Raw genomic sequence first — 12,875 nt, forward strand, 5'->3', positions numbered from 1 at the left:
GCCCGCAGCGAGCGGCTGCGGGCCTTCCGGCGTTCCGTCGGCTACGCTTCCCGGCGCAGCGACGGCTTCAGCTCCTTCAGACGCCCGAGGAGCCCGTTCACGAACGCCGGCGACTCGTCCGTCGAGAACTCCTTGGCCATCTGCACCATCTCGTCGAGGACGACGGCGTCCGGCGTCTCGTCGGCCCAGATCAGCTCGTACGCGCCCAGGCGCAGGATGTTGCGGTCGACGACCGGCATCCGGTCGAGCGTCCAGCCCACCGAGTACTGGGCGATCAGCTCGTCGATACGCGTGGCGTGCTCCGCGTAGCCCTCGACCAGCTGCATCGTGTACTCGCTGACCGGCGGCTGCCGGGTGTCGGTCCGGGACAGCCGGACCCAGTCCGCGAGCACGGTCAGGACGTCGGCCCCGCGCTGGTCGCCCTCGAAGAGGATCTGGAAGGCGCGCTTGCGGGCCGTGTTGCGGGCAGCCACGGTTAGCCGTTCACCCGGCCGAGGTAGTCGCTGGTGCGGGTGTCGACCTTGATCTTCTCACCGGTGGTGATGAAGAGCGGGACCTGGATCTGGTGGCCGGTCTCCAGCGTGGCGGGCTTGGTGCCGCCGGTGGAGCGGTCGCCCTGGACGCCGGGCTCGGTCTCCTGGATGGTCAGCTCGACGGCGGCGGGCAGCTCGACGAAGAGCACCTCGCCCTCGTGCTGGGCGACGACGGCCGTGAAGCCCTCGATCAGGAAGTTCGCGGCGTCGCCGACGGTCTTCCGGTCGATGTGCAGCTGGTCGTACGTGTCCATGTCCATGAAGACGAAGTACTCGCCGTCCATGTACGAGAACTGCATGTCGCGCTTGTCGACAGTGGCCGTCTCGACCTTGACGCCGGCGTTGAAGGTCTTGTCGACCACCTTGCCGGACAGCACGTTCTTGAGCTTGGTGCGCACGAATGCGGGGCCCTTGCCGGGCTTGACGTGCTGGAACTCGACGACGGACCAGAGCTGGCCGCCTTCGAGCTTGAGCACCAGGCCGTTCTTGAGGTCGTTCGTGGAAGCCACGGTTGCGGAATCTCCTGGACTGACGTGGACGACCCCGGCGCACGCACCTTCCCTATAGTGCGAGCAGCTCCTTGGTCGTGATGGTGAGTAGCTCGGGTCCGCCGTCCGCCTCGGGGCGTACGACGAGCGTGTCATCGATCCGGACACCGCCCCGGCCCGGGAGGTGGACCCCCGGTTCGACGGTGACCGGCACGCAAGCGTCCAGTTTACCCATGGCCGCGGGGGCGAGCTGCGGGTCCTCGTCGATTTCGAGTCCGACGCCGTGTCCCGTCAGGGGTTGCAGGCCCTCGGAGTGGCCCGCGGAGTCCAGTACCTGGCGGGCCGCGCGGTCCACGTCCCGGCAGGCGGCGCCCGGCACGAGGCTCTCCCGGGCGGCCCGCTGGGCGGCGAAGACCAGGTCGTACAGCTCGATCTGCCAGTCCGCGGGCGAGGTGCCGATGACGAAGGTGCGGCCGATCTCGCAGCGGTAGCCCCGGTAGGTGGCGCCGAGGCAGACAGAGAGGAAGTCGCCCTCCTCGACCCGCCGGTCGGTGGGGTGGTGACCGCGGCGGCCGGAGTTCGGTCCGGTGGCCACGGAGGTCGGGAAGGCCCGGCCGTCGGCGCCGTGGTCGACCAGGCGGCGCTCCAGCTCCAGGGCGAGGTGCCGTTCGGTACGGCCGACGAGGATCGACTCCAGCAGCTCGCCGAGGGCCTGGTCGGCGATCTCGGCGCCGATCCGCAGGCAGGAGATCTCCTCCTCGTCCTTGACGACCCGGAGCTGCTCGACGGCGCCGCCCAGGTCGGCCAGGCGCAGCCGCGGGGCGACCGAGGCGAGGGCGCGGTGCCGGGCCACGGTGAGGTGGTGTTCCTCGACGGCGAGGGCGTCGGTGCCCTGGGCGACGGCGAGGCCGGCGGCGGCCACGACCGGGTCGCCGCCGGGACCCTCCAGGAGGTGCGGGCGAAGGGAGTCGTCGGCACGGGCCTCGGTGGGGCGGTCGTCCAGCGGGCCGGGACTCACGAGGAGGTCCTCGTCCCTTCCGAGCAGCAGGACGGAGCCGTGCGGGGCGGCCCCGGCGAGGTACCTCACGTTGGCGGGGCGTGAGACCAGCGCGCAGGCGCTGCCGCTGGCCTGGCAGCGGTCCCTCAGGCGGGTTCGGCGGGCGGCGTACACCTCGGACATGACACGAGCGTAGGAGCCATGGGCGATTTGTGCCGGTTGGGGAGGCCGAGTGGGGTGATAGGGCGCCATGGTCGACTGCGGGGCCGTGGGGGCTTGTCGCGCAGTTCCTCCCCCAGCGCCCCCCAGAAGGTCGGCTACCAGTTCGGGGGGCTCGCCATCGCCCTGGCCAGGACCTCGTCCAGGATCCTTGCCGTGGTCGGCACGTCCAACTGGGAGTTGTCGATGATCGGGAGGCCCGAGCCGTACCAGCCGGCCATGCGGCCGTGGATGCGGGCCACCTCCTCGTCGGTGAGGCGGCGGTTTCCCGTGCGTTCCGCGTTGCGCTCCAGGACGACGTCGAGGCCGGGCAGGAGGACGACGGGGAGGAGGCCCGGGCCGACGTGGCGTTTCCAGCCGCCGAGGCCGACGACCGGGCGGTCCGGGAAGACCGCGTCGTCGAGGATGCACGAGATGCCGTTGGCCAGGAAGTTGCGCGCGGCGAAGCCGCAGGTGCGGCGGGCGAGGCGGTACTGGGCCTCGGAGTTGTCGTTCCAGCCGGACTGGGGGTCGGCGAAGCCGGAGCGGACCCACTCGCGGACGTCGTCGAGGCTGATGTGGGCCGTGGGGACCCGGCGGTGGTCCGCCCAGTACTTGGCCACGCTGGTCTTGCCCGCCCCGGCCGGGCCGATGAGGAGGACGGCCAGGGTGGTGGCGGCCGGGTCGGGCGCGGTGGCCGCGGCCGGCGGCGGGGTGGGGAACCCGACCGGGGCGCCCGGCGGCAGCGGGACGTGGCCCGTGGTGTCGGGCGGCGGTGGAGCCGTGGGCAGCGGCGGGACCGTGGGCGGTGGCGGGGCGGCCGGTGGCGGCGGCACGGGCGCGGGGCCCTGGGGCGCTCCCGGAGGGTGCGCGGCCGGCTGCCAGCCGGTCGGTCCCTGCCCCGGCCGATGGGGCGGCGGCAGCGGAGATCCCACTGCGTGCTGCATCCGGTGCCACTCCGTCTCGTCATGTGCGGCTGCGCTCGTCACCGAACGGTACCGCCCCCGGTCGTCGTTGGGTGAAACGGCCGAGGGCGGTCCGAAGTGCCCGCGCCACGCGGCGGGCCGGGTGCCGCGGACAGCAGCGGCCTACTGCCCGACCTCGCCGTATGCGGCAAGGAGCACGGCCGGGTCGGGGCCCTCCAGAACGGTCGGCTTGGCGAGGCCGTCCAGGACGATGAAGCGCAGCAGGTCGCCGCGGGACTTCTTGTCGACCTTCATCGTCTCGACCAGCCTGGGCCACTGGTCGTAGCGGTAGTGCAGGGGCAGGCCCACGGACTCCAGGACGGTGCGGTGGCGGTCGGCCGTCGCGTCGTCGAGTCGTCCGGCGAGGCGGCCCAGTTCGGCGGCGAAGTGCATGCCGACGGCGACCGCGGCGCCGTGCCGCCACTTGTAGCGCTCGTTCTTCTCGATGGCGTGGCCGAGCGTGTGGCCGTAGTTGAGGATCTCCCGCAGCCCGGACTCCTTCAGGTCGGAGGAGACGACCTCCGCCTTGACCCGGATGGAGCGTTCGATCAGCTCGGCCGTGTGCGGGCCGGCCGGGGTCCGCGCGGCCTCGGGGTCGGACTCGATGAGTTCCAGGATCGCGGGGTCCGCGATGAAGCCCGCCTTGATGACCTCGGCGAGCCCGGAGACGTAGTCGTTGACGGGGAGGGAGTCGAGGGCGGCCAGGTCGCACAGCACACCCGCCGGCGGATGGAAGGCGCCGACCAGGTTCTTGCCTTCGGCCGTGTTGATGCCCGTCTTGCCGCCCACGGCCGCGTCCACCATGGCCAGCACGGTGGTCGGGACGGCGATCCAGCGCACCCCGCGCAGCCAGCTGGCGGCCACGAAACCGGCCAGGTCGGTGGTGGCGCCGCCGCCCACGCCCACGATGACGTCGGAGCGGGTGAAACCGGACTGGCCGAGCGCCTTCCAGCAGTAGGCAGCGACCTCGGCGGTCTTGGCCTCCTCGGCGTTGGGCACCTGGATGGCGACGGCCTCGTAGCCCTGCCCGGCCAGGTCGGCGCGGAGCGCGTCGCCGGTCTCGGCGAGCGCCTCGGGGTGGATGACGGCGACCCGCTTGGCCTTCTCGCCGATCAACCCGCCCAGTTCACCGAGCAGCTGACGGCCCACCAGGACCTCGTACGGCTCGGTGCCCGCCGTGCCGCCGACCTGGATCCGGGTGACTGCCTCGCTCATGCTTCCTTCAACTCCACTGCGTCCAGGGCTGCTTGGGTGACCTCTTCGGGCGTACGGCCGTCGGTCGCCACGACGGCCGTGGCGACCTCCTCGTACAGGTGCCGCCGCGCCTCCATCAGCTCGCGCCACTGCTTGCGCGGGTTCAGGGCGAGCAGCGGCCGGGCCGCGTTCAGGCCGGTGCGCTTGACGGCCTCCTCGACGTCCATCGAGAGGTAGACCACCCGCTGCCCGGCGAGCAGCCCGCGCGTGTCCGCGTCCAGGACCGCGCCGCCGCCGAGGGCGAGGACGCCCTCGTGCTCGGCCAGCGCCTCGCGCACCGCCCGCTTCTCGATGGCACGGAAGGCCGGCTCGCCCTCCGCCACGAAGATGTCGGCGATGGCGCGGCCCTCGGCTGCCACGATGTCCTCGTCGGTGTCCCGGTAGCCGACGCCGAGCCGTTCGGCGAGCAGCTGTCCGACCGTGGACTTGCCCACGCCCATCGGCCCGACCAGCACCACCATCGGCGCGGTGCTCACCGGATGGCCAGGTTCTCGAGGTACGAGCGCACGTTGCGGCGGGTCTCGGGGACCGAGTCGCCGCCGAACTTCTCCGCCACCGCGTCCGCCAGTACCAATGCCACCATCGCCTCGGCGACGATGCCCGCGGCCGGCACGGCGGAGACGTCGGAGCGCTGGTGGTGCGCCTGCGCGGCCTCGCCGGTCGCCACGTCCACCGTCTGGAGGGCGCGCGGCACGGTCGCGATCGGCTTCATCGCGGCCCGCACCCGCAGCAGCTCGCCCGTGGACAGTCCGCCCTCGGTTCCGCCGGCCCGGCCGGAGACGCGCCGGATGCCCTCGGGCGTGCCGACGATCTCGTCGTGGGCCTTGGAACCGGGCACTCGGGCCAGCTCGAAGCCGTCCCCGATCTCGACGCCCTTGATCGCCTGGATGCCCATCAGGGCACCGGCGAGACGGGCGTCCAGCTTGCGGTCCCAGTGGACGTGCGAGCCGAGGCCGACCGGCACGCCGTACGCCAGCACCTCGACCACACCTCCGAGGGTGTCGCCGTCCTTGTGGGCCTGGTCGACCTCGGCCACCATCGCCTTCGACGTGTCGGCGTCCAGGCAGCGCAGCGGGTCGGCGTCCAGCTTCTCCACGTCGGCCGGGGTGGGGTAGCCACCGGCCGGGGCCTTCACGGAGCACAGCTCGACGACATGCGAGACGATCTCGATGCCCGCGGTCTCCTTCAGGTACGAGCGGGCGACCGCGCCGAGCGCCACCCTGGCCGCGGTCTCCCGGGCGGAGGCCCGCTCCAGGACCGGCCGGGCCTCGTCGAAGCCGTACTTCTGCATCCCGGCGAGGTCGGCGTGGCCGGGGCGGGGCCGGGTCAGCGGGGCGTTGCGGGCGAGACCCGCGAGGATCTCGGGGTCGACCGGGTCGGCCGCCATGACCTGTTCCCACTTGGGCCACTCGCTGTTGCCCACCATGATCGCGACCGGGGAGCCGAGGGTCAGTCCGTGCCGGACGCCGCCGAGGAAGGTGACCTCGTCGCGCTCGAACTTCATCCGCGCACCGCGGCCATACCCGAGCCGCCGCCGCGCGAGGTGGTCGGCGACCATCTCGGTCGTGATCGGCACGCCGGCGGGAAGGCCCTCCAGCGTCGCGACAAGTGCGGGACCGTGGGACTCCCCCGCGGTCAGCCAACGCAGCCTGCTCAACGATGCTCCTCAGTGCTCGCGCCCTGGTACTGCCCTGCGTACGCGTGTCCTCGCGTACGGCGACGGCCCGACCGGGTGCGCGGCCCCGGTCCGCCACCTCCGATCCTCCCACGTCCGGACCCCGGACCCGGCCGCCGGTCCAGCAGGCGGACGCGGATGTGCCAGGTCGGCGCCCGGCCGGGCGGAATCGGTGCGGTCGGCTGCGGTTCGGCGGCGCCCCGCGACGTGCGGATCCCCGGCGGCCCGCTCAGCGCTCGGCGAGCGCCTTCTCCCCGGCCCGCCGCATGGCGTCGACGGGGGCCGGGCGGCGGCCGGTCATCTGCTCGACCTGGAGGACGGCCTGGTGCACCAGGAGGTCCAGGCCGCTCACCACGGCGCCGCCGAACATGGACCAGCGGGCGGCCAGGGCGGTGGGCCAGGGGTGGTAGAGGACGTCGAAGAGGGTGGTGGGGCGTTCCGGTACGGCGGTGGCGAGGGCGTCGGTGGTACCGGCGGGGGTGGTGGCGACCACCAGGGGGGCGCGCAGGGCCTGCTCGGCGTCGGCCCAGTCGGCGACGCGGACCTCGACGTCGAGCCGCTCGCCCCACTCCCGCATCTCGGCGGCGCGGGCCGCGCTGCGGACGTAGGCGACGACCTCGCCGGTGCAGATCCGGGCGAGCGCGGCCAGTGCGGAGGAGGCGGTGGCGCCGGCGCCGAGGACGGCGGCGGAGTCGACCTGTTCGATGCCGTGTTCGCGGAGCGCGGCCACCATGCCCGGGATGTCGGTGTTGTCGCCGAGCCGGCGCCCGTCCTCCGCGAAGACGACGGTGTTGACCGCGTCGACCGAGGCGGCGGTCTCGCTGATCTCGTCGAGCAGCGGTATGACCGCCCGCTTCAGCGGCATGGTCAGCGACAGCCCTGCCCACTCCGGCCCCAGCTGCTCGACGAAGCCGGGCAGCTGGGCCTCGTCGACCTCGAAGCGCTCGTACGACCAGTCGGTGAGCCCGAGTTCGTCGTACGCGGCCCCGTGCAGCACCGGGGAGAGGGAGTGGGCGATGGGCTTGCCGAGCACAGCGGCCCGGCGGGCGTCAGCGGCCCGAGGTGGCATTGAACTTTTCCTTGAGCTTTTCGAATTCGGCGTTGGTCTTGGCGAATTCGGTGTTGCTCACACCGTCGGTCGCCACGAAGTACATCCAGCCGTCGTCGGTCGGATTCAACGCCGCCTTCAGCGCGTCCTCGCCGGGGTTGCCGATCGGACCGGGCGGCAGACCCTTCTGGGTATAGGTGTTGTACGGGTTCTGGTTGCTGTTGATCTCCGACTCGCTGATGTGGATGTTGCTCGTGCCCTTCAGGTAGTTGAAGGTCGAGTCGAATTGGAGCAACCGGTTCGTCTCGGTGTTCGTGAACTTGAGACGGTTGTAGACCACTTCCGCCATCTTGCGGAAGTCGTCGTGCGTCTTTCCTTCGGCTTGGACGAGGCTCGCGACCGTGATGACCTGCAACGGACTGTCCAGGTCGTACTTCTTGGCCTCGGCGACGAGGTCGTAGGAGGCGTACTGCTCCTTGGCCGCCGCGACCATCTGCTTGAGGATCGCGTCGGGCTTCATGCCCTTGGCCGCGGGATAGGTCCCCGGGTAGAGGAATCCTTCCAGCGGATCCATGATCTTGCTGTTGGTGTTCGCGTAGCTGGGCAGACCGAGGTTCTTGTACTCGGTCTTGGCGATCTTCTTGCTGGTGCCCGCGGACAGGCCGAGTTTCTTGTCGAGGGCCACGTAGACGGCGGCCGCGCGCTCGCCCGGGGTGACCACCACATTCGCCTGGCTCTTCGGGTCGAGCATCAGCAGCACACAACTCGCGGCGGACATCTCCTTTTTCAAGGTGTAGGCGCCCGCCTGGATCGTGTTGCCCTTCGGGTTCTGCGACTGCGCGTGGACGAACGCGTCGACACTCTTGACGACGCCGGCTTCCTTGAGCCGACGGCCGATGTCGTACCCGCCCGCGCCCTTGGGGATCTGTACGGTCACGGTCTCGCCGTTGCCGCTGCCCGTGTAGTCCGGGGACGCGCCGAAACGATTTTGGTAGAAGTGCCAGCCGAAGTAGCCGACGGTGGCCGCACCGCCGCCGAAGACCAGGCAGACCACCAGGCAGGCGAAGCCGTTGCGGCGTTTCTTGGCTCCTTCGCCGCCCTTGGCCTTCTTGTCCCCCTTGCCCCCCTTGCCGCGGCCACCACCGCGGCGTCCTTTCGGGTCGTCGTCCTCGTCGTCCTCGGCGTCCGCGCCCGTGAAGAAGGGGTGCTGCTCTTCCTCCTCCTCGGCCGCCTCGGCGGCGGGGTCCGGCTGCGGGGCCGGCTCGGGGTCGCGCCTGCGGCCGGGCGGCTCCGGCGGCGGGTAGGCGTCCTCGGTGCCGTAGAAGTCGGGCTGCTCGCCGCCGTAGGCCACGGGTTGCTGGCCGTAGGGGTCGCCCGGGTCGGCGGCGTAGGGCGCCTCGCCGTGGGTACCGGCCGCGTCCCAGGTGCCCTGGTGGTACTGCTGCGGGGCATGACCGGCGTACTGCTGGTCGTACTGCTGCTGCCCGTGCCCGTCGGCGTACTGCAGTTGACCCTGTTCGTCGTAGTAGGCGTACTGCTGCTGGCCGTAGTGCTGGTCGTACCCACCCTGCGGGTGCTGGCCCCAGTCGCCGTACTGCTGCTGCGACTGCTGCGGGTAGTGCTGCGGCTGGCCGCCGTAGGGGGACTGCTGGCCCGCGTGGGCCTGCTGCCCGCCCCACCCGTCGTCCCCGTACAACGGGTCCTCCGGGTGCCACGGTTCGGAGCCTGGGCCCCGGCCATACTCAGTCATCGATCCCCTAGAGCCGCGAGGCGGCGCATCACGCGGCTGGTGGGCCGACGGACCGTTCCGCCTCTTGCTGTGCGGTGGCTGTTCGAAAACCATCGCATCGCGCGGAACGTTACCGTATCGCGATCAGATGACCACTTCGACGCCCTCACCGGGTGGTTTACCTGACACCCGTTCGGATTCCAGCGCCTGCTGAAGGATGATCACAGCGGCGGCCTGGTCGATGACAGAGCGTCCCTTCTTGGATTTCACCCCGGAGGCACGCAGTCCCTGACTGGCCGTCACGGTCGTCATCCGCTCGTCGACCAGCCGGACCGGCACCGGCTTGATGCCCTTGGCGAGCTCCTGGGCGAAGGCCCGGACCTTGACCGCGGCCGGGCCCTCACCTCCCTTGAGGGAGCGCGGGAGTCCGACGACGACCTCGATCGGTTCGTACTCCCCGACCAGTTGCCGCAGCCGGCGGTGGGCCGCCGGAACGTCCCGGCCGGGGACGGTCTCCACCGGGGTGGCGAGGATCCCGTCGGGGTCGCACGAGGCGACCCCGATCCGGGCGTCCCCGACGTCGATCGAGAGCCGACGTCCTCTGCGCATTTCTGACCGGTTCCTTACTTGGCGGTCTCGTCGACGAGGCGCTCGACGGCGTCGACGGCCTCGCCGACCGCGGCCGGGTTCTGGCCGCCGCCCTGGGCGACGTCCGGCTTGCCGCCACCGCCGCCGCCGAGCGTCTTGGCGGCGGCACGGACCAGGTCACCGGCCTTGAGACCGCGGTCGCGGGCGGCGTCGTTGGTGGCAATGACCGTCAGCGGCTTGCCGTTGTTGACCGTGAACAGGGCGACCACGGCGGCCCGTCCGCCCTGGATGCGGCCGCGCACGTCGAGGACGAGCCTGCGCAGGTCGTCCGGGGTGGTGCCGTCCGGGACCTGCCCGGTCACCACGGCGATCCCGCGGACGTCCTTGGCGGACTCGACCAGACCGGCGGCGGCCTGCAGCACCTTCTCGGCGCGGAACTTCTCGATCTCCTTCTCGGCGTCCTTCAGCTTGCCGAGCATGGCGGAGACCTTCTCCGGCAGCTCCTCCGGACGGCCCTTGATCAGCTCCTGGAGCTGGGCGACGACCGTGTGCTCACGGGCGAGGAAGTTGTAGGCGTCGACACCGACGAGGGCCTCGATACGGCGCACGCCGGAGCCGATCGAGGACTCGCCGAGCAGCTTCACCAGGCCCAGCTGGGAGGTGTTGTGCACGTGGGTGCCGCCGCACAGCTCCTTGGAGAAGTCGCCGATGGTCACCACACGGACCCGCTCGCCGTACTTCTCGCCGAACTCGGCGATGGCGCCCTGCTTCTTGGCCTCGTCGATGCCCATGATGTCGGCGCGCACGTCGAGGTCGCGGGCGAGCACCTCGTTGATCTTCTGCTCGACGTCGGTCATCACGGCCGTGGGAACCGCGGACGGCGAACCGAAGTCGAAGCGGAAGCGGCCGGGCTGGTTCTCCGAACCGGCCTGGGCGGCGGTCGGACCGAGGGCGTCGCGCAGCGCCTGGTGGGTGAGGTGGGTGGCCGAGTGGGCACGGGCGATGGCGGTCCGGCGACGGGAGTCGATCGAGGCGTGGGCCTTGGCGCCGACGGTCACCTCGCCGACCTGGACGACGCCCTTGTGCACGTAGACGCCCGGGACCGGCTTCTGTGTGTCGCGGATCTCGATGACGGCACCCGTGTCGACCTTGATCCGGCCGGTGTCGCCGATCTGGCCGCCGCCCTCGGCGTAGAACGGGGTGCGGTCGAGGACGATCTCCACCTCGTCGCCCTCGGTGGCGGCCGGCGAGGAGACGCCGTCGACCAGGATGCCGACGATCGTGGTCTCGCCCTCGGTGTCGGCGTACCCGATGAAGTCGGTCTCGCCGGTCCTGTCGGCGATCTCACGGTAGGCACCGGCTCCGGCGTGGCCGGTCTTCTTGGCCTGGGCGTCGGCCTTGGCGCGCTCCCGCTGCTCCTTCATCAGGCGGCGGAAGCCCTCCTCGTCCACCGAGAGGCCCTGCTCGGCGGCCATCTCGAGGGTGAGGTCGATCGGGAAGCCCCAGGTGTCGTGGAGCAGGAACGCCTTGTCACCGGCGAGGACCTTGCCGCCGGCGTCCTTGGTCTCGGTGACGGCGGTGTCGAGGATGTTCGTGCCGGCCTTCAGCGTCTTGAGGAAGGCGTTCTCCTCGGCGACGGCGACCTTCTCGATGCGCTCGCGGTCGGTGACCAGCTCCGGGTACTGCTGGCCCATCATCGCGATCACGGTGTCGATCAGGTCGAGGACGACCGGGCCGGTGGCGCCGAGCAGCCGCATGTTGCGGATGGCGCGGCGCATGATGCGGCGCAGTACGTAACCGCGGCCTTCGTTGCCCGGGGTGACACCGTCGCCGATCAGCATCACCGACGTGCGCATGTGGTCGCTGACCACGCGCAGCGAGACGTCCGAGGCGTGGGTTTCGCCGTAGTGGACGCCGGTCAGCTCGGTGGCCTTCTTGATGACGGCCATGGAGGTGTCGATCTCGTACATGTTCTGCACGCCCTGCAGAATCATGGCGAGGCGTTCCAGGCCGAGGCCGGTGTCGATGTTCTTGCTGGGCAGCTCGCCGAGGATCTCGAAGTTGTCCTTGCCGATGCCCTCGCCGCGCTCGTACTGCATGAAGACGAGGTTCCAGATCTCCACGTACCGCTCGTCGTTGACGGCGGGGCCGCCCTCGACGCCGAACTCGGGTCCGCGGTCGTAGTTGATCTCGGAACACGGGCCGCAGGGGCCGGGGACGCCCATGGACCAGTAGTTGTCCTTCATGCCGAGGCGCTGGATCCGCTCCTTCGGCACGCCGACGACCTCGTGCCAGATGCGCTCGGCCTCGTCGTCGTCCTTGTAGACGGTGATCCAGAGCTTCTCCGGCTCCAGGCCGTAACCACCCTTGTCCTGGGGGCTGGTGAGCAGCTCCCAGGCGTGCTTGATGGCGCCTTCCTTGAAGTAGTCGCCGAAGGAGAAGTTGCCGCACATCTGGAAGAAGGTGCCGTGCCGGGTGGTCTTGCCGACCTCTTCGATGTCCGGGGTGCGCACGCACTTCTGCACGCTGGTGGCGCGGGCGAAGGGCGGCTTGACCTCACCCAGGAAGTAGGGCTTGAAGGGCACCATGCCGGCCGGGACGAGGAGCAGAGTCGGGTCGTCCGCGATGAGCGACGCCGAAGGGACGACGGTGTGCCCGCGCTCCTCGAAGAAGCTCAGCCAGCGGCGGCGAATCTCTGCCGACTCCATCAGTGGTCCTCATTCCGGTCGTACGAGTACGTCGTGGGATCGGCGTACTTCGAAATCCTGCTGTTCTCGATGTACTTCGGGTTGCTGCGGTTGTTCTCGATGGCGGCGAGCCGCCGGGGCGCGGGCAGTGCCGGGTCCGCGTCCAGGCCCAGCGCCTCCCCCAGCTCTTCCTCCCGCTGGGCCATGTTGTCGCGGACGTCGAGTGCGAAGCCGACCGCCCGGTCCTTGATCCGGTGGCCGGTCTCCAGCGCCTTGTTCGCGGCGGTGGCGGCGAGGCTCTCCGGGGTCAGCTGCCGGATCTTGCGGTTGACCTTGGTGGTGGCCCAGACGCCGGCGGCGACACCGGTGGTGAACCAGAACGTACGGCGGAACATATGGTCTGGCTCCTACTTTCCCCGGTTCTTCCGCCGTGCGGCGGGCACGGTCCGACCCACGATCACGGTACGCCTGGGCTCCTTCACGGGCACGTCCGCCTTGCGGCCGGCCAGCGCCCGGCGCACGCCGTAGCCGAAGGCCGCGACCTTGACCAGCGGGCCGCCGAAGGTGGAGGCGACGGTGGTGGACAGCGCGGAGGCATTGGACGTGACCTCCTGGACGTCGGAGGCGATCGCGTCGACCCGGTCAACGGCGCCGCCACCGCCGAGATCCAGGCCCGCGCCTACGCCACCGTCGGCGTCCCCGCCTACTCCTCC

The 12,875-nt window shown here is 70.9% G+C and carries 12 protein-coding genes and 1 pseudogene; all 13 read right to left on the reverse strand.

The window, feature by feature from the left end; translation table 11 throughout:
• Positions 1-41: 41 nt before the first annotated feature.
• Positions 42-473 (reverse strand): transcription antitermination factor NusB, encoded by a 432-nt coding sequence (gene nusB / locus ABZ646_RS26140; RefSeq protein WP_132889285.1) that lies wholly within the window; start codon positions 471-473, stop codon positions 42-44.
• A gap of 2 nt (positions 474-475) precedes the next feature.
• Positions 476-1,042, reverse strand: coding sequence for an elongation factor P (gene efp, locus ABZ646_RS26145; RefSeq protein ID WP_132889284.1), 567 nt, complete (start codon positions 1,040-1,042; stop codon positions 476-478).
• 52 nt (positions 1,043-1,094) lie between these two features.
• Positions 1,095-2,201: an aminopeptidase P family protein gene (locus ABZ646_RS26150; protein ID WP_360523532.1), complete on the reverse strand. Its 1,107-nt coding sequence runs from the start codon at positions 2,199-2,201 to the stop codon at positions 1,095-1,097.
• 134 nt (positions 2,202-2,335) lie between these two features.
• The gene (locus ABZ646_RS26155; protein WP_360523535.1) at positions 2,336-3,163 is read right to left on the reverse strand and encodes a Pro-rich N-terminal domain-containing protein; all 828 of its coding nucleotides are present in this window, start codon (positions 3,161-3,163) and stop codon (positions 2,336-2,338) included.
• 141 nt (positions 3,164-3,304) lie between these two features.
• Positions 3,305-4,396 carry a 3-dehydroquinate synthase gene (gene aroB, locus ABZ646_RS26160; protein ID WP_360523538.1) on the reverse strand — a complete coding sequence of 364 codons (1,092 nt, stop codon included), beginning with the start codon at positions 4,394-4,396 and terminating at the stop codon, positions 3,305-3,307.
• Positions 4,393-4,896: a shikimate kinase gene (locus tag ABZ646_RS26165; RefSeq protein ID WP_360523559.1), complete on the reverse strand. Its 504-nt coding sequence runs from the start codon at positions 4,894-4,896 to the stop codon at positions 4,393-4,395. The genes aroB and ABZ646_RS26165 overlap by 4 nt, the downstream gene beginning before the upstream one ends.
• A gap of 11 nt (positions 4,897-4,907) precedes the next feature.
• Positions 4,908-6,092: a chorismate synthase gene (gene aroC, locus ABZ646_RS26170; protein ID WP_360523541.1), complete on the reverse strand. Its 1,185-nt coding sequence runs from the start codon at positions 6,090-6,092 to the stop codon at positions 4,908-4,910.
• A 247-nt stretch (positions 6,093-6,339) separates the two neighbouring features.
• The gene (locus ABZ646_RS26175) at positions 6,340-7,179 is read right to left on the reverse strand and encodes a shikimate dehydrogenase (protein ID WP_360523544.1); all 840 of its coding nucleotides are present in this window, start codon (positions 7,177-7,179) and stop codon (positions 6,340-6,342) included.
• The gene (gene mltG, locus ABZ646_RS26180) at positions 7,160-8,908 is read right to left on the reverse strand and encodes an endolytic transglycosylase MltG (protein ID WP_360523547.1); all 1,749 of its coding nucleotides are present in this window, start codon (positions 8,906-8,908) and stop codon (positions 7,160-7,162) included. Before mltG ends, ABZ646_RS26175 begins: the two co-directional genes overlap by 20 nt.
• Before the next feature lie 123 nt (positions 8,909-9,031).
• The gene (gene ruvX, locus ABZ646_RS26185; protein ID WP_360523550.1) at positions 9,032-9,496 is read right to left on the reverse strand and encodes a Holliday junction resolvase RuvX; all 465 of its coding nucleotides are present in this window, start codon (positions 9,494-9,496) and stop codon (positions 9,032-9,034) included.
• 14 nt (positions 9,497-9,510) lie between these two features.
• On the reverse strand, positions 9,511-12,183 hold the full coding sequence (gene alaS, locus ABZ646_RS26190; protein WP_360523553.1) for an alanine--tRNA ligase: 2,673 nt from the start codon (positions 12,181-12,183) through the stop codon (positions 9,511-9,513).
• On the reverse strand, positions 12,183-12,557 hold the full coding sequence (locus ABZ646_RS26195; protein WP_360523556.1) for a hypothetical protein: 375 nt from the start codon (positions 12,555-12,557) through the stop codon (positions 12,183-12,185). The genes alaS and ABZ646_RS26195 overlap by 1 nt, the downstream gene beginning before the upstream one ends.
• A 12-nt stretch (positions 12,558-12,569) precedes the next feature.
• A pseudogene (locus tag ABZ646_RS26200) lies at positions 12,570-12,875 on the reverse strand (hypothetical protein); the annotation flags it as partial.

Source organism: Streptomyces sp. NPDC007162 (assembly GCF_040634175.1).
Lineage (GTDB): Bacteria > Actinomycetota > Actinomycetes > Streptomycetales > Streptomycetaceae > Streptomyces.

Bases quoted from the DNA above. Each gene is read 5' to 3' on its own strand.
- ABZ646_RS26150 (WP_360523532.1), bottom strand. From the start codon at position 2,201: ATGTCCGAGGTGTACGCCGCCCGCCGAACCCGCCTGAGGGACCGCTGC.
- ABZ646_RS26155 (WP_360523535.1), bottom strand. From the start codon at position 3,163: ATGCAGCACGCAGTGGGATCTCCGCTGCCGCCGCCCCATCGGCCGGGG.
- aroB (WP_360523538.1), bottom strand. From the start codon at position 4,396: ATGAGCGAGGCAGTCACCCGGATCCAGGTCGGCGGCACGGCGGGCACC.
- ABZ646_RS26165 (WP_360523559.1), bottom strand. From the start codon at position 4,896: ATGGTGGTGCTGGTCGGGCCGATGGGCGTGGGCAAGTCCACGGTCGGA.
- ABZ646_RS26175 (WP_360523544.1), bottom strand. From the start codon at position 7,179: ATGCCACCTCGGGCCGCTGACGCCCGCCGGGCCGCTGTGCTCGGCAAG.
- mltG (WP_360523547.1), bottom strand. From the start codon at position 8,908: ATGACTGAGTATGGCCGGGGCCCAGGCTCCGAACCGTGGCACCCGGAG.
- ruvX (WP_360523550.1), bottom strand. From the start codon at position 9,496: ATGCGCAGAGGACGTCGGCTCTCGATCGACGTCGGGGACGCCCGGATC.
- alaS (WP_360523553.1), bottom strand. From the start codon at position 12,183: ATGGAGTCGGCAGAGATTCGCCGCCGCTGGCTGAGCTTCTTCGAGGAG.
- ABZ646_RS26195 (WP_360523556.1), bottom strand. From the start codon at position 12,557: ATGTTCCGCCGTACGTTCTGGTTCACCACCGGTGTCGCCGCCGGCGTC.